A 16250-nucleotide genomic window follows, 5' to 3' on the forward strand; every position below is an offset into this window, starting at 1 on the left:
TTTGTAACGATAAATCACAGCAATAAAGGGGGCATTATGCAAATTCAAGCACTTCAAACCAGCCAGCATATCACTGATTTTGAAGGTGAGATTAAATGTGTGGGCATTTATGACCATGCTTTGAATTTCATTTGCCCTCAACAACGCTTAATCACTTTTCATCGCGAAGGGAGAGGATTAAGCCCGATGGGATGGTTATTGAAACAAAATGATTTCGATTATTTTGCTAAACAGTGCCATCCTTCGGTCATGATGAGTCTAAAAGATCATCAAGCAATACTTGCAAATAAACTCACTCTACTCGCAGGTCAGAGTGAGAATTTACGTTTACAAGATAAAGCGGAACTAGATTTGCGTTGGTTAGAAAGTTTTTTTTCTCTGCTCTCACCCTCGATTGCAACAGGGTTGTATGGGCCATTAAAAAATTATCGCCAAATTGCGCAACTCAGTGAAATTAAGTTATTAATTAAGCTATTTCATAATCAGTCAGTGGGCAATGCGGTTAACTGGGCTATTTTTACAGGGAAAGGCCCCGGATTAACACCAAGTTCAGATGATATGCTAGTGGGAATGTTATTTGCACATTATTTAGCAGAGCCAGAAAAAAAACTTAATTATTTTTTTAATAACACTCCCCCTTTATCTGAATTGACCACCGTTGTCAGTAAGCATTATTTGGAATATGCCACCCAGGGAATATTTTCTACCTATCTCATTCAACTAGGTAAAAAAATAAAGAATAAAGAGATTATTTTTAAGGATATGTTGGAAATACTCTCTATTGGTCATCATTCCGGTGCAGATACATTACTGGGATTATGGATTGGTTACCAAACTAAAAAACAACGACAGCATATTGATTAAATTTTTTTAATAAAAGAATTTATATAAACATTCGGATACGGATAATTATGAAAACAATTGTTATTGCTTTAGGCGGAAATGCATTATTACAACGCGGAGAAGTTTTGTCTGCTGAGAATCAATATAAAAATATTGAATTAATGTCAGAGACAATTAATAAATTAGCAAAAGAGTACCGTGTTGTATTAGTACACGGCAATGGGCCTCAAGTTGGACTACTTGCACTACAAAATCTGGCATATCAAGATGTTCCTGCATATCCGTTGGATATTCTAGTGGCTGAAAGCCAGGGTATGATTGGTTATATGATGATGCAAAAAATTAATCAAAATAACCCAGATCAAGCTATTACAACGGTAATGACGCGTGTTTCTGTTGATATTAATGATGAAGCATTTAACGATCCAAGTAAATTTATTGGCCCTATTTATGATGAAGCTGATAAAGAAGAATTGATTGCTAAGTATCAATGGACATTTAAACAAGATGGTAAACATTACCGTCGTGTTGTGCCATCACCAACACCGAAAAAGATTATTGATATCGAAGCGGTAAGACTTTTATTAGATAAAGGTCATATTGTTATTTGTGGTGGTGGTGGCGGTATTCCAGTCAATAATACAAATAATGAATTTATTGGTAGTGAAGCGGTTATTGATAAAGATTTAACCGCGGCTTTAATTTCTCGTGAATTAAATGCAGAGCACTTTGTTATTTTAACAGAGGCTGATGCTATTTATAAAAATTGGGGTACACCAGAACAAGCCGCAATTCGTGAAGCAACACCAGAAGAACTTGCACCAATGGCTGTCGCTGATGGCGCAATGGGACCAAAAATTATGGCGGTGAGTGATTTTGTTAACGCAACTGGGCAACAAGCCCATATTGGTGCATTACAAAATATTCAACAAGTTATTGAAGGTCAGTCTGGCACTTTAATTTATAAGTCTTAATAAAAATTCTTTCAGGAGCGTCATTATGAACGATGCACAAGTGAATGAGAAAGGCAAAGTCCCTTATTGGGTCAAACTGACCATTATCTTCTTTTTTGGTTGGATTGCACTTTATGGTAGCCGCGCCATTGTCGGCCCATTAATGGTAAATATTGGTGCTGAGTTTGATCTTACTAAAGCTCAACTTGGTTCTATTATGAGTATTTTCTTTATCGGATATACAGCACTCAATATTCCATCAGGCATGATTGGTGACTATTTAGGTAAGAAAAAAGTATTAGTAACCGGGGTTGTGCTCTTTGGTGGGTTCACCATTATTGCGGGTATGATGCCAACTTACGTGACCTTTATGTTTGCATGGGTCATGGTAGGTATCTTTCAAGGCTTCTATTATGGCCCTCAATATGGCTTATCTTCAGAAGCGATACCGAAACATCGTATTACGTTAGGTAGTGCGATTATCAATAGTGGTATGGCCTTTGGTCTGTCGATTGGTTATTACATCTCAAGTATTTCTGTTGGTGAGATGGGAATGAGCTGGCGTGCGCCGTTCTATATTATTGGTGTTCCTATTATCATCATTGGTTTGGTGATGTTATGGATAATCAAAGATAAACCCAAAGCACAATCTGTGGCAGAAGCTGGCGCACCAAAACAGAAAGTTAAACTGACATTTAAAGATTTATTTGGCAATCGCAATATCAACCTTGCGTATGTCACTATCTTCTGTTCAATCTATGGTTTCTTCGTATTAGTCACTTGGTTACCGTACTACTTAGAAACTGAACGTGGAATTACAGGGACACAAATTTCAACTATTGCATCATTAATGCCGTGGTTTGCTATTCCTGGTTCACTTATTTTTAGCTGGGTTTCAGATAAAATTGGTCGTCGTAAGCCTGTATTGCTGATCATGTTACCACTGTCACTTGTCGCTATTCTTGCTGTACCAATGTCAGAATCAATGCCTGTATTAATTGGTGCTCTGATCCTTTACGGTATTGTAGGTAAAATCAGTACAAACCCAGTATTGGTTGCTGTAGTTGCTGATAATTCACCACGACATGCGTTAGGTACATCGTTTGGTGTTTATAACTGTATTGGTATGCTGGGTTCGGTTTTCGCACCAACACTAACTGGTTTCTTATCAGATAAAACAGGAAGTATGGACTCAGGTTTCTACTTTGCCGCTATTCTGATTTGTATTGGTATTGTGGCCAGCCTCTTTATTAAAGAAAGCAACAATAATAATGAAGAAGCAAAAGCATAGTTCACCATTCAGTTAGTCACTGAATAAACAGTAAAAGGGCAGACTTCGGTTTGCCCTTTTAGTTTAAAGGATCATAAAACGATTGCACGCTAGGATGATTTTGCTTAAAAAGCTCGACTAAATAACTGACCACAGCGCCTTTTTTATCTTCACACCATGCAAAAGAAAGTGGCGAATTATGACGACGATTTTTTACTTCTTTGGCAATTAGTTGCCCACTATCAATAAGAGGTTTACACAAACTTAATGGTAAAAATCCGATACCGACGCCTTTTAAATGACAGGCTAATTTGGTGTGTAAATCAGGTACGCGAATTTCGTGCTGACCGGATAAGCGCCATGCTGTGCGTTTAGAAAGATGGCGAGACGTATCTTCTACGTTAACCGCGGAATACATTCGCATTTGATCATCACTTAATACCCCACTGATATTGGCTAAAGGATGATTAGGTGCGACAACAAATTGCCATTGAATTTCACCCATGGCGCAAATATTGATATTATTCTTAAGTGACTCATTCCCCGTAACGCCAATAGCAAAATGATAATCTTCATTAATAAGTGCATCCCAAACACCCATATAAACTTGGCGAGTAATATGAAATTGTGTGGAAGGAAAACGTTGATGAAGACAAGCCAGCATACTGGCAACCGCAGTGCGATCATAAAGAAGATTATTAATGACAATATTCACTTGATGTTCGACACCAGCATTCATTTGTTGAAGCTCAACAGGCATCGATTCTAACCATACAATCCATTGGCGGCATTTTTCTAATAAATATTCACCTGCTGGGGTTAATGTTACGGTTCTGGTTGTACGATTAAAAAGTTGAGTACCAATATTTTCTTCTAATGTTTTAATCCGATAACTAATGGCTGCGGATGTTTTATGAAGCATATCGGCAGCTTTCGTAAAACTTTGGCAATCGGCGACCTGTATAAAAGTACGGATCATTTCTTGGTCTAACATATCTTTTGTCCTGGTAATAAGAGAGGCAAAATTTCAGCAGATAATGCTGAACTAAAAAAAGCAAACAAAGCAAAGCTTACCTATTTTTTCTAAGGTCTATACTGCAAAGTAAGACAACTTCTTATCGTGTTAATGGATGTTATTATTATTGGTTTGATATTGTGTGCCGTATGAAGTTTCGATTATTTATAGATAAGCGATAAAGCATACTAACAAAAATTCCATCGGATGATGGGCGTAAATAAGAATATCTATATTCCATTTGTGTGATTACTTTCACGTTTCACTCATCCTTTTACCGATGAAGTTAAGATATCAGTAAAAGGCGGTGAAAGTCAGGATAAAAAATTCTTTAATAAGATGAAAGAAAAGAGATCAGGCTATTTTAAATGGGTAAGTAAAAAAGAGTAGATGAGTCAAATTAAGCACAAAATGAAACGCGGTTGAAACCCAAAGCCGACCACTCCACATCCAAGCCAAACCATAAATAATCCCTGCCAACGAAGCGAAAACAACTAACAATATTCCTCCTGCAATATGTGCGAGGCCAAAGATTATGGATGCAATTAATAGTGCAACATAAGGAGGAAGGTAACGTGATAAGGTTTGTTGAATAACACCTCTAAATAAAGCTTCTTCAGCAAGAGAGACAAAAAAGAGGTTTGCCAGAATAAATGCAGGTAACCAATGTGGTAAATGAAGCTCAATGGCTAATCCCCCTAATTTTACGGCAATAAGTAATAATGCGGGAATAGCAATAATCAACATTATCCATTGTAATTTATTCGCTTTTTTTAATGGAGGACAGACAAAAAGTGTGGGAATAAAAATGAGAAAAATAAAGGGTATCAATGCTTTATCCGCATTGAAATAAAACGTAAAAGGGACGCTTTTTATTCCTATAGAGGTGTGTGAAAGGTAACGTAAATTGTTAAAGCCAGGAATAAGATGAAAGGCTAAACCACTAGCAATGATAATAAGAGCAAGAATGATAATTGCTCGAAGCAGTGGTTGTGTTTTATAACGGGAATAAGCAAACGTTAATAACAGAATACTAAAGATAATCGGCAAGATTTGCCATGTAATAATGCCTGTTATAAATGCGCTAAGTGCTGTGACTGCAAGTGTAATAAGTGCAAGTATGCGATTGAAACCTAAAAATAATAAAGAAGCAGCGAGAAGTAGCCAAGTGATCATAATTATAGATATTTTAGAATGAAAAGGGGCGTTAGGGTAAAAGATAGCTGGCATTTAGGCTATCACAATGAATAAAAAATACAGAAATCAGACCTCTGGATTAAGAATGTAATTAATTAATTTATTGATTTTATTATGAAAGTAATGATATTTACTTTTAGTCTAAAATAAAAACAATTGTTTAATTATTATGTTGATAATCAATATCTGATATTAAATTTGTATGAATAATAAGATAAAAGTGAATATATAAAAATGCCGATAATATGGATATCGGCATTTTTGTTTGTCTTGAGTTCGCTTATTTTTGACTAAATAGTGTAAAAACTAAACGTAAAAATAGCGAATAACATGAAAGAAAATAGGGGCTGCAAAACAGAGTGAATCCATTCTATCCATCATGCCACCATGGCCTTCTATCATTGTGCCAAAGTCTTTTACGCCACTGTCTCTTTTTATCGCTGACATACATAAACCACCAGCAAAACCCGCCAATGTAATGACTAAAGAGAGTAAAAAGGCAGCCCACCATGAAAAAGGCGTCGCCCACCACAACATCATACCGATAAGGCTGGCGGAAATAATGCCACCAAAAAATCCTTCGATTGTTTTATTTGGGCTTAATTTAGGCACGATAGGATGTTTGCCAAATAATTTACCAAAGACATATTGGAGTACGTCAGAAACTTGTACCACAATTATTAAAAAGAGCAGTAAGTTGATATTACGGCCTTCAAAACCTTCAATAGGTAACATTAATAGTGCCGGAGCATAACTTAGGCAATAAATGGCGATCATCACACTCCATTGCACTTTTGCCATACGCTCTAAGAAATGGCGGGTATCACCTGAAAGTGCCATGCGTGTTGGGATTAATAAAAAGGCGTAAACAGGAATGAATATCGCCATTAAATTATACCACTGCACACCAACGAGAATGTATTGGATAGGTAAGATCACAAAGAAACACCAAAACAATGCCTCATGATCGCCTCGATGTGTTGGGGTTAATGTAATGAGTTCACGAAGAGCAAGCCATGAAATAATAGTAAACAGTACCACAGAGCCAATTGCGCCAATACCAATTGCAACACCCGCAATAATACACATTACCCACCAAGCATTGATCCTTGAGTTAAGGTTAGTAATTGTTGATGTAGGGCCTTTAATTGCCGCAAGAATAGCGCCAATAATGCTGGCAACAATTAAGAAAGAGAAGAGTCCGATAAATATCCAGAGGACTTCATTATTAATACGTTCCATTGTGTAACTCCTCTAACGCGCTTTTGGCTCTTATCAGAAACTCTTGTTTACTTTCATTTTCATGGGTAGCTACTATAGGGGCACCAAAAATTGCACTACAAATAACGGGAACAACTAAGCGGGAGCCTTTAGGGAGTACCCGATTTAAGTTTTCAAGATAAATGGGGACTAATTGAACATTCGGATTTTTACGAGAAAGATGCCAAAGGCCAGCTTTAAAATCCTGAATAGATTCGCCATTGCCTCGTGTGCCTTCTGGGAAAATAATTAGAGATTCACCTTGGTCTAAAATATCTTGCATGATAGCCAGTGCATTCACTTTATTCGATGTTGATGATGCAGTTTCGTCCGTTGATTGTTCAAGTATCTTTTCACATTGATTGTTTTCTTCAGCAATATTCATTTTAGCAGCATGGCGAGGAATAAGGATTGCCCTAAAAATACGGCGAGACAAATAGCGACGTAAGCGATTTTTATTCCAGTAATCTTCAGCGGCAACGGGGTGTACATAAGGACGAATATCAGGCGCAAGGCAAGACCAAATTACCAAACCATCAAGATGACTAGAGTGGTTAGCGTAATAAATACAAGGTGTATCTTTCGCTATCGGAGACGTTTGTTTTGCTCGAATACCCGTTAAAAAACGACAGATAGAGACTAATACGGATGACACCACTTTTGCATCTAAAGCAAGTTTTCCATTTTTCATTAATCAGACACCTTGTGCTAAATCCCGTAAAATTCGACGGGTTCTGAAAATTGTGGTTAGTGTTGAACCTAAAATAATAATCCATAATGAGATAAAAAAGAGCCACACTCCCCAAAGGTTAGGAATAAAAGCAGCAATTACAGCAATTGAAGTGAGTAAAGCCATTCGATGTTGTTTTGCCATAGGGCCTGTAAAGTGTTGTTCTAATCCACAGCTCCCGCCTAGCACACGAACATAAGCAGTCATTACCGCAAAAAAAGCACCTATCCAGCCTAAAGTAATAGCCATTGAAAAGTCGCTGGATAAACCATAACCGACACCTAAAATGATCAGCGTATCTGCAATTCTGTCTGGTAATTCATTATAAACTGCCCCTACAGGGCTTTTCATCCCGCCTTCAACCGCAACCATACCATCTAGTAAGTTACAAATAAGACGACCTTGGATCATTAATGCACCAAGGATCAATAAGAACGAGCGTAATAAGCCATGAGAATAAGAAAGGGCAAAAAAGAGCGATAGGCCAGCAAGCAATGCAAATACGATGCTAAACACCGAAATACCGTTGGGCGTAGCCCCTTTTTGCTGTAAATAGCGGCTTGATTTTGTTGCCCAGTTTGTTTGTCTTGCTTTTATAGGACGGCGATTTTTATCTTGGTTATTCATTTTTCTTTGTAAAAAAGCGAGTTAGGAGGGGATAGCATAAGGCTTATTGGTCAAAGTGAGAATAAGAATAAACGTATAAGCTTATCTTATATTTTTAAAGTACATATTTATCCTATCTTCTAATACTCAAATTAAGACTATAAATAAATTATCAATAAATATTTACTTTTCTAGGGGTTAATACTTATTCAGTGATAGTCTATTATACTTACCAGTAATGATCTTTTAATGATGATCTTTATTGGATTGGTATTAAGTGGGAATGACAAATAATGTATTACATTATTTAAACTATAAAGAGAATAAATTTCTTAAGTAAAAGGGAGTGTAAAGGATAATACTTATTATTCTTTCTTGTTTTACGACCAAGATTACGATAATTTAAATGCGTTAATTAGAATATTCTTATTAATAAAATCTTGATTAAATCGAAAATAAAATCGCATAAACAATCTATAAATGAACATAAAAAAAAGAGACCAGAATCTATTTTGTATTATTTTTTAATCATTAATAATTTCTATCGTAAAATAAGAATAAAGAATAATGGAAATTTAAAATGAGAATATTCATCTTTATAAAAAGTAAAAAATGATTTATATCAAATGAAATGCTTCACATATTCTTATATTGCTATTACTAATAAAAAACAGTAATTATAGTTATTAATAATAGCGATTATGAAAATAAAATATATGAGTGTTTTAAATCGAAATTAAACGAACCATAATGAAAGGGTGGCATCAAAATAAGTTGCCGCCCCTTCTATCGTAGAATGGAGTATAACGTGTTAATTATTCCCATATTAAGTACAAATCATCCAAAATAGAATGTTTTAGAAGTACAGATTCTCTCATTAATAAAAGATAATGAAAATTAAACAGGTCATATCGTTATATCTTTAGATAATACAACCTATTGATAAATAAAAATCACTTGATGGAATTAGTTTATTCTTAAGTCATATTTCTTAAAGAAATCATACTCTTGAACTAACTGTGGCAGTGATCTTATTTTCAATTTTGTATACATATTTGAGCGATGAACTTCAACAGTACGAGGAGATAGCGAAAGTTTTTCCGCCGCTTCTTTGCTCGTATTTCCCTCAAGGATCATTTCCATAACTTCTTTTTCTCTATTTGATAACTTACCAAATTTATCTTTTAAAGATATATATGTTCGGAATTGCTCAACTTCACTTTCATAATGAAGGAATGATTCTGAGACAATATTAAGAAGTTCATTTACATTTAAAGGGCGAGTTAAATATTCAAAAGCGCCTGATTTAAATGCACTACGACAACTTTCAATAGAACTATCCCCAGAAATAATAATAACCGGAATGATATTTTTCAATTTGTTGAGTTCTTTAATCAGTGCAATTGATGGTGCTGCACTGCTTTTTGTATTAATGATGATGCATTCTTTATGTGCTCCTTTTGTTGAAGAAAAATAGTATTTCAAGAAAGCCTGTTCATTTGAATAGGTTTTCACATTAGCAGCTAAAGAAGAAAGAACAGCTTTAAGTTGAACTTTTGTACTGTCATCTTCAAATGTGATTAAGTGGATTATTGATTCCATATGTTGCTCCTGGTTTTACTCAGCTCTTTCACTAAAAGTGAATGAGTAACGAAATTTGACTAATTTATAAGTTTTTTATGTAGGGTAACATTCACGCAACGGAGCCATATTCAGAATATATCAAATTAAAAATGATTAATACTTCTGTATTATATTATAGATAAAATATCAGAACTTTGTTTTGTTTCAATATTTGTATTTTATAGATAAGAATAATTTATTTCCATAATGGATGTTCGGATAACTATTATTAATTGTAACTAAGTTTTTTACCGTAAGTGATTTTAACTATATTGAACGCACTTAATAAGTAAAAAAATAATATATTTAGGTGTCTATTAGTGAGAAAATTAATAGTTGTATTTAGTTACAATAAAATTCCCTTTGTGGCTTTTTGACTTTACTTCTTGTAAAATAGCACTTTATTTATACCTATTCCTTTTAATAAACCAATCGAGCCAATACTATGGCGTCACTGAAAGATGTAGCTCGACTTGCATCCGTTTCTTTGATGACAGTCTCAAGAGCGATTAATAACCCAGAGTTATTAAAACCAGAAACACTGAAACAAGTCCAAAGTGCTATTGATCAACTTAACTATGTTCCAGATTATTCTGCACGAAAAATTCGTGGGCAAGGAACAAAAGTTTCCTCAATTGGCGTTTTAGCAATTGATACCGCAACAACACCATTTTCTGTTGAAATGATTTTATCTATTGAACAAACAGCAAGAGAATTTGGATGGAGTTCATTTGTGGTCAATTTGACTGCGCAAGATTGTTATGAAAATGCTATTTGGCAACTTTTAGCCCAGCGACCGGACGGTATTATCTACACGACAATGGGATTACGTGAAATTTCTGTGCACGAAAAATTGCATGATAAGAATCTAGTGTTAGCGAACTGCTTGGATAAGTCACACTCTTTTCCAACTTATATTCCAGATGATTATCATGGGCAATATTATGCAATGAAAAAAGTCATTGAGAAGGGATATCGTCATCCTTTGTGCTTCTATATACCTGAAGAATCGGTTGCGGGGCCTATTCGCCGTAAAGCGGTTGAAGATGCTTGGCAAGAAGCAGGGCTACCATTAACACATTTACGCCAATATACGATGATGTTTGGCGATGAGCATTACCGCGATGTGATTGAAATATTGAAAAAACATTGCACTCATCAAAAAGCAGATTTTGATATCCTAATTTGTGGTAATGACCGTATTGCTTTTTTAGCTTATCAAGTCTTGTTGTCTATGGGATTGCGTATTCCAGATCAGGTTGCTGTTTTAGGATATGACAATATGATTGGTACAGGCGATCTATTTTATCCGCCATTAACAACGGTTCAACTACCTCATTATGAGTTAGGTAAAGAAGCAACATTACATATTATTCAAGAGCGAAATCATCAAAATACGGTACACGTACCTTGCCAATTAGTTGAACGTGAGTCGTTATAGGACTCACGTTTTATCATCATCAAAATAGAATGAATGGTTTTCAAAACTAGCCGATATGATTTAATCGCCAATATTCACCTGATAGCAATATTGCATCACCACTCATTGCAAAAAGGCGTAAAGAACGTGCGTCTTGTGGTGCATAATATCGACTACTTAATGTATATTCACCTTGATTAACAAAGACTTCAATTGATGAACGATCAATGAATATGCGTAAATTTAATTGACACCCTTCAGGTAGTGAAATACTGCGAGCTCCACTGATATTGTATTGAGGGTAATGTCGATTAAGCACTAAACGATTTGATTGATTATCTACAAAAAGCTCTAGCCCTTCACCTAGCCATAAGCCAAACTTTTCAGCTTGGCTGTCTAAAGACCATGTTAAATCAAGTTCGATAGCTGATGCGTTATCTATTAACTCTATAGATTGATGGCTTAATGTAAGAGGTTTAATGGTATTTTTTTCTTGGCGTAATGATTCAACTTCTTTGACTGGTACCATACATAAACGATTTTTGATTTTATCAAAGGTAATTTCACGAGGCAATGTGAAGCAACCGGACCAAAACTCCGCTTTTGATGGCATGGGGGAATTCCACATATCCATCCAACCCATAGAAACACGACGACCATCAGGAGTCATAAATGATTGGGGCGCATAATAATCATGGCCGTTATCTAGCTCAATAAAGTGACCTTGTGGTTTAAATGGTTGGTTTGGTGACCATTGACCGATTAACGCGCCAGCTTGAAAAAGGTTCCGGTATTGATAGCCTTCCGTACGTTTTCCTTGGGGTGAAAAGACAATCGCAAATTCATTGTCTTGGCTTATCGGGAAGAAATCAGGGCACTCCCACATATAGACGTTTTTATCGTCAGTTTTTCCCAAAATAATGTAATCGGTGCTCCACTGTTTCCCTTCTTCAAATAAGGTTTCACTAGAAAAGAGCAAAACTTGTCCTTGATCTTTTTCATCTCTGGCACCGACAACCATCCACCATTTCCCATCTTGATACCATACTTTAGGATCACGAAAATGCATATAACCTTCGGGGGGCGGTAAAACGATCCCTTTTTTTTCAAAATGAATACCGTCTTCACTGATTGCAACACATTGTGCTTCATAGATTTGGCTATCATCACCTTCGGCTGCTAACCAGTTGTGCCCTGTGTAGAAAAGATAGAGTTTACCTTCGTGGCTAATTGCTGATCCTGAGAAACAACCACTTTTGTCGTAGTCATCTCCCGGTGCTAACGCAATAGGCTGATGTTGCCAGTGGATCATATCAGTGCTTGTGGCATGCCCCCAATGCATTGGACCCCAATCTTGAGAATAAGGATGGTGCTGATAAAAAGCATGATATAAACCATCATGATAAATAAGACCATTAGGATCATTTAACCAACCAGCAGGTGCAGCTAAATGAAATTGGGGATAAAAAGTATTACCTCGCTTTTCAATCAAGGTACTTAAGGCATTTGTTGATTGTTCTAAACGGTGTTTCATATCATTATCCTTATTATATTTTCAGTGTCTTTAGCTCACGTTTTTACGTTATGAAAGAATAAAAAACAGATTAAACTATGCGTTACTTTTCTTTGTTAACGATAACATTTCAAGGTAAAAAAACACTTTTTATAAGATTGACTTTATCATAATATCTCATTATGTTAACGTTATCAGCGTGGATTTACGAGCAATATCTTCCTTTAATCGTTATGAATAGTCATAAAAACAGAATATAGTGAAGAAAAATAATTGCTTATCTTCAGGAGAGATTATGAAAGTCTGGTCTTTAGGTGATGCTGTTGTTGACCTGATCCCATTGCAAAACATGCAATATGAAGCATGTGCTGGTGGCGCGCCTGTCAATGTCGCTGCGGGCGTTGCTAAACTTGGTCAACAAAGTGGTTTTATTGGGCGTGTAGGTGAAGATGCGTTCGGCCATTTTATGCAAAAAACATTGTTTGATTTGGGTGTTGATACTCGAGCAATGGAATTTGATGAGTTTCACCGTACCAGTACAGTTCTTGTCTCTTTACAAGAAAATGGTGAGCGTGATTTTACTTTCTTAGTTGCTGAATCTGCAGATCAATTTTTAACTGAAAAATCTTTACCTGCGTTCGAAAAAGATATTTTGCATTTTTGCTCTTTAGCATTAGTGAATCCCATTTGCCGCTCAACCTTGGATACCGCGATAAAGAGTATTAAAGAGACGGATTCATTGCTGAGTTTCGATATTAACTTACGCCCTCAAATGTGGCGTGATCATGAGGAAATGCGCGAAGTTATCGATAATTATGCGCATAAGGCCGACATATTAAAATTATCAGAAGATGAACTTACGTGGATGACACAAGAAGTGACATTGAATAATGCGCTTAAAAAATTAGAAGATTATCCCGCGCGTTTAAAAGTGATCACTCAAGGCTCTAAAGGATGTTTAGTATTAACTCCCAATACTCAAGTTGCATTTAGTGCTTTTACCGTTGAATGCATTGATACAACAGGGGCAGGGGATGCCTTTATGTCTGGTTTGTTGGCGGCACTTGCAGAATATGGTTTTGCTGAAGATGAACAATACTTATCAAAAATAGTGACGCAAGCGGCTGCTTGTGGTGCTTTGGCCACAACTCAAAAAGGGGCGATAGCCGCGGCACCAAGTCGTAAAAAATTACATGATTTTGTTCAACAACAACCTCCTTTACATGTTCGGGAGATTTTCTGATAACTCACTGATTTTTCTGGTTGTGGTTTTTACCACGCTTTCTCTTAATGGTATTTTCTTGCCCTCCATTAATACTGGTTTTTCTCGAAGCCATTATTAGTGGAGATTTTTTTATCTTTACGATTAGACGCTTCTATTTTTTATCAATCAATCAGCGATGTTGATCATATTGTTCTATCTGTTTTAAGCGTATGATATTAAAACGTATCGACTTTTATTGATGGAATATTAAATGTGGGCTCAATCGGGCGCAGTATTAGCCATTTTTTCTTATATTCTTTGGGGGATCACACCTCTTTTTTATCGGCTTTTACCTGGTGCTCAACCATTAGAAATGTTAGCCCAGCGTTTAATTTGGTCTATTCCTTTATTATTGTTGGTGCGACTTTTTATCAAGAATAGAACTCAATGGTGCGTGGTTTTCCAAGATAAACGCTCTGTTTTTATGTGTTTATTTAGTTCAATGGCAATGGCGGTTTCTTGGTGTACCTTTACCTATGCATTAACGCATCAACAAGTATTAGAAGCGAGCTTAGGATATTTTATTAATCCACTTTTCTCGATTTTATTAGGTGTGATCTTTCTGAAAGAAAAGCTTAATCCAGCAGAAAAGTGGGCAGTTACCTTAATTTGTGCGGGGGTGGGATACCAGCTGTGGATGTACGGGGAATTACCGGTGCTGGCTATTATGATGGGGGGCGCATTTGCTGTATATGGATTAATTCGTAAGTTTATTCGTTTTGATGTAATAACCTCTTTATTTATGGAAACTCTTTGGCTAATGCCATTAGCAATAGGTGTGACCATTTGGTTGTTTATGACAGATAAAAGCGCGCTACCTTCAGCAGATAATCTGACTCGTTTTTATTATGTTTTAACCGCACCTGTTACTATATTACCATTATTGTTTTTTACTGCGGCGGTGAAACGAACTACGTTAACCGTTATCGGACTAGCGCAATATATAGAACCTACTATTCAATTTTTATTGGCTGTTTTCTTATTTCATGAAGCTTTTGATGAAGTTAAAGGTGTCAGTTTTTCTCTAATTTGGCTGGGGCTTTTATGCTGTATCTTGGCACTTATCCGAAAACGTCTTAATTATCTAAAAATCCAAAAAGGAAAACGTAGCCAAATTTTGTAATTGTTTTCTTTCTTTGATTGATTATTTTTGCCTGCCTATTTTTCTATCAAGTAAAATCCGTTATGCTACGCAAAGGCAATCGTTTGCGTCATTGTGTTTTTTATAAATAGTGAGGGTAAAAAATGACTGTGTTGGGTACGGCTCTTACAGCTAATGCAACAAAGGTAATGCTATTAGGTGCAGGTGAACTGGGTAAAGAGGTGGCTATTGAATGCCAGCGCCTAGGTATTGAAGTGATTGCAGTTGATCGCTATCCCAATGCACCCGCGATGCATATCGCACATCGCCATCATGTGGTGAATATGCTTGATAGTAATGCATTAAAGCTCATTATTGAACAAGAGAAACCTAATTTTATTGTTCCTGAAATTGAGGCGATAGCAACCTCGTTATTGGTTGAATTAGAACAAAAAGGGCAAAAAGTTGTTCCTTGTGCACGTGCTGTAAAACTCACAATGGATAGAGAGGGGATCCGTCGTTTAGCTTCGGAAACATTACTTTTACCAACATCAAATTATCAATTTGTTGATGATGAAGTGAGTTTTAAAAAAGCTGCTTTAGATATCGGTTTTCCTTGTATTGTCAAACCTGTTATGAGTTCGTCGGGGAAAGGACAAAGTGTTATCCGTAGTGAAAATGATTTAGCACATGCTTGGGCCTATTCTCAAGAAGGCGGACGAGCAGGAAAAGGGCGTGTTATCGTTGAAAAAATGATCCCGTTTGATTTTGAAATTACTTTACTGACTATTCATGCTGTTGATGGTATCCATTTTTGTGCTCCCATTGGTCATCGACAAGAAAAAGGAGATTACCGTGAGTCATGGCAACCTCAAAAAATGAGTGATATAGCGCTTGCTAAAGCAGAACATATTGCGAGTAAAGTGGTGGAAAATTTAGGGGGGTACGGCTTATTTGGCGTAGAGTTGTTTGTTCAAGGCGATGATGTGTTTTTTAATGAAGTATCTCCCCGTCCTCACGATACGGGATTAGTGACACTAATTTCACAGGATTTATCAGAGTTTGCACTTCATGTGCGTGCTTTTTTAGGTTATCCCATTGGGGGGATCCGTCAGCTAGGTAACTGTGCTTCAGCTGTTATTTTGCCAGAGCTACATAGCTCAAATATCGTTTATTCTGGTATTGAAAAAGCGTTGAAGGCGAACCGTCAAATTCGTCTTTTTGCGAAACCTGAAATTACAGGCTCTCGCCGTTTAGGGGTTGTACTTGCACATGCTGATACCATCAAACATGCGCTAGATGAAGTAAAAGCCGGAGTAAAAGCGATAATTATTAGTGATGGTGAGCAACTATAACATTTTTTGCTGCTAAGTTTTCGCTATTGCTTAGCAGTGTTTTTTATTTACTTGATCGATTTTTAATCGATATCAGCCTGCTAATATATTTTCTTCATGTAATTTATGACTCCACCCTTG

Annotated in this window: 14 protein-coding genes; 7 read left to right on the forward strand and 7 right to left on the reverse strand. The window is 36.3% G+C overall.

The window, feature by feature from the left end; translation table 11 throughout:
• Window positions 1–36 precede the first annotated feature (36 nt).
• The 3 genes from ABN080_RS10835 to ABN080_RS10845 are packed head-to-tail and all read left to right on the forward strand — an operon-like array spanning window position 37 to window position 3087.
• Window positions 37–864: an oxamate carbamoyltransferase subunit AllH family protein gene (locus tag ABN080_RS10835; protein ID WP_196553879.1), complete on the forward strand. Its 828-nt coding sequence runs from the start codon at window positions 37–39 to the stop codon at window positions 862–864.
• A 47-nt stretch (window positions 865–911) separates the two neighbouring features.
• Window positions 912–1817, forward strand: a complete 906-nt coding sequence (locus ABN080_RS10840; protein ID WP_197269944.1) for a carbamate kinase — start codon at window positions 912–914, stop codon at window positions 1815–1817.
• A 25-nt stretch (window positions 1818–1842) separates the two neighbouring features.
• Window positions 1843–3087, forward strand: coding sequence for an MFS transporter (locus ABN080_RS10845; RefSeq protein ID WP_349441020.1), 1245 nt, complete (start codon window positions 1843–1845; stop codon window positions 3085–3087).
• 58 nt (window positions 3088–3145) lie between these two features.
• Here the strand turns inward: ABN080_RS10845 and allS are convergent, their stop codons facing one another.
• The 6 genes from allS to ABN080_RS10875 all read right to left on the reverse strand — a co-directional run bounded on the left by allS (window position 3146) and on the right by ABN080_RS10875 (window position 9476).
• Window positions 3146–4060, reverse strand: a complete 915-nt coding sequence (gene allS, locus ABN080_RS10850; RefSeq protein ID WP_072070143.1) for an HTH-type transcriptional activator AllS — start codon at window positions 4058–4060, stop codon at window positions 3146–3148.
• A gap of 375 nt (window positions 4061–4435) precedes the next feature.
• On the reverse strand, window positions 4436–5257 hold the full coding sequence (locus ABN080_RS10855) for a CPBP family intramembrane glutamic endopeptidase (RefSeq protein WP_349441021.1): 822 nt from the start codon (window positions 5255–5257) through the stop codon (window positions 4436–4438).
• Window positions 5258–5584: 327 nt separating this feature from the next.
• Entirely contained in the window at window positions 5585–6520 is a 936-nt protein-coding gene (locus tag ABN080_RS10860) for a phosphatidate cytidylyltransferase (RefSeq protein WP_349441022.1), read from the reverse strand.
• Window positions 6507–7229: a lysophospholipid acyltransferase family protein gene (locus tag ABN080_RS10865; RefSeq protein ID WP_349441023.1), complete on the reverse strand. Its 723-nt coding sequence runs from the start codon at window positions 7227–7229 to the stop codon at window positions 6507–6509. The genes ABN080_RS10860 and ABN080_RS10865 overlap by 14 nt, the downstream gene beginning before the upstream one ends.
• Before the next feature lie 3 nt (window positions 7230–7232).
• Window positions 7233–7895 (reverse strand): CDP-alcohol phosphatidyltransferase family protein, encoded by a 663-nt coding sequence (locus ABN080_RS10870; protein ID WP_196553884.1) that lies wholly within the window; start codon window positions 7893–7895, stop codon window positions 7233–7235.
• 945 nt (window positions 7896–8840) lie between these two features.
• Window positions 8841–9476, reverse strand: coding sequence for a response regulator transcription factor (locus tag ABN080_RS10875; protein WP_109409787.1), 636 nt, complete (start codon window positions 9474–9476; stop codon window positions 8841–8843).
• A gap of 466 nt (window positions 9477–9942) precedes the next feature.
• Between ABN080_RS10875 and ABN080_RS10880 the strand changes: the two genes are divergently transcribed.
• Window positions 9943–10938 (forward strand): LacI family DNA-binding transcriptional regulator, encoded by a 996-nt coding sequence (locus ABN080_RS10880; protein WP_196553885.1) that lies wholly within the window; start codon window positions 9943–9945, stop codon window positions 10936–10938.
• A gap of 46 nt (window positions 10939–10984) precedes the next feature.
• Here ABN080_RS10880 and ABN080_RS10885 read toward each other — a convergent pair whose 3' ends face one another.
• Window positions 10985–12451, reverse strand: coding sequence for a glycoside hydrolase family 32 protein (locus ABN080_RS10885; protein ID WP_349441024.1), 1467 nt, complete (start codon window positions 12449–12451; stop codon window positions 10985–10987).
• A 274-nt stretch (window positions 12452–12725) separates the two neighbouring features.
• Between ABN080_RS10885 and ABN080_RS10890 the strand changes: the two genes are divergently transcribed.
• The 3 genes from ABN080_RS10890 to purT all read left to right on the forward strand — a co-directional run bounded on the left by ABN080_RS10890 (window position 12726) and on the right by purT (window position 16130).
• On the forward strand, window positions 12726–13673 hold the full coding sequence (locus tag ABN080_RS10890) for a PfkB family carbohydrate kinase (protein ID WP_115350804.1): 948 nt from the start codon (window positions 12726–12728) through the stop codon (window positions 13671–13673).
• A 232-nt stretch (window positions 13674–13905) separates the two neighbouring features.
• The gene (rarD, locus tag ABN080_RS10895; protein WP_349441025.1) at window positions 13906–14817 is read left to right on the forward strand and encodes an EamA family transporter RarD; all 912 of its coding nucleotides are present in this window, start codon (window positions 13906–13908) and stop codon (window positions 14815–14817) included.
• A 122-nt stretch (window positions 14818–14939) separates the two neighbouring features.
• Window positions 14940–16130 (forward strand): formate-dependent phosphoribosylglycinamide formyltransferase, encoded by a 1191-nt coding sequence (purT, locus tag ABN080_RS10900; RefSeq protein WP_349441026.1) that lies wholly within the window; start codon window positions 14940–14942, stop codon window positions 16128–16130.
• The last annotated feature ends 120 nt before the right edge of the window (window positions 16131–16250 follow it).

This window comes from Proteus sp. fly-1089 (genome assembly GCF_040138965.1).
In the GTDB taxonomy this organism is placed as follows: Bacteria; Pseudomonadota; Gammaproteobacteria; order Enterobacterales; family Enterobacteriaceae; genus Proteus; species Proteus vulgaris_B.

Coding starts and splice junctions, on each gene's coding strand:
- allS (WP_072070143.1), bottom strand. CDS start 4,060: ATGTTAGACCAAGAAATGATCCGTACTTTTATACAGGTCGCCGATTGC.
- ABN080_RS10865 (WP_349441023.1), bottom strand. CDS start 7,229: ATGAAAAATGGAAAACTTGCTTTAGATGCAAAAGTGGTGTCATCCGTA.
- ABN080_RS10845 (WP_349441020.1), top strand. CDS start 1,843: ATGAACGATGCACAAGTGAATGAGAAAGGCAAAGTCCCTTATTGGGTC.
- rarD (WP_349441025.1), top strand. CDS start 13,906: ATGTGGGCTCAATCGGGCGCAGTATTAGCCATTTTTTCTTATATTCTT.
- ABN080_RS10840 (WP_197269944.1), top strand. CDS start 912: ATGAAAACAATTGTTATTGCTTTAGGCGGAAATGCATTATTACAACGC.
- ABN080_RS10870 (WP_196553884.1), bottom strand. CDS start 7,895: ATGAATAACCAAGATAAAAATCGCCGTCCTATAAAAGCAAGACAAACA.
- ABN080_RS10835 (WP_196553879.1), top strand. CDS start 37: ATGCAAATTCAAGCACTTCAAACCAGCCAGCATATCACTGATTTTGAA.
- ABN080_RS10860 (WP_349441022.1), bottom strand. CDS start 6,520: ATGGAACGTATTAATAATGAAGTCCTCTGGATATTTATCGGACTCTTC.
- ABN080_RS10880 (WP_196553885.1), top strand. CDS start 9,943: ATGGCGTCACTGAAAGATGTAGCTCGACTTGCATCCGTTTCTTTGATG.
- ABN080_RS10875 (WP_109409787.1), bottom strand. CDS start 9,476: ATGGAATCAATAATCCACTTAATCACATTTGAAGATGACAGTACAAAA.
- ABN080_RS10885 (WP_349441024.1), bottom strand. CDS start 12,451: ATGAAACACCGTTTAGAACAATCAACAAATGCCTTAAGTACCTTGATT.
- purT (WP_349441026.1), top strand. CDS start 14,940: ATGACTGTGTTGGGTACGGCTCTTACAGCTAATGCAACAAAGGTAATG.
- ABN080_RS10890 (WP_115350804.1), top strand. CDS start 12,726: ATGAAAGTCTGGTCTTTAGGTGATGCTGTTGTTGACCTGATCCCATTG.
- ABN080_RS10855 (WP_349441021.1), bottom strand. CDS start 5,257: ATGATCACTTGGCTACTTCTCGCTGCTTCTTTATTATTTTTAGGTTTC.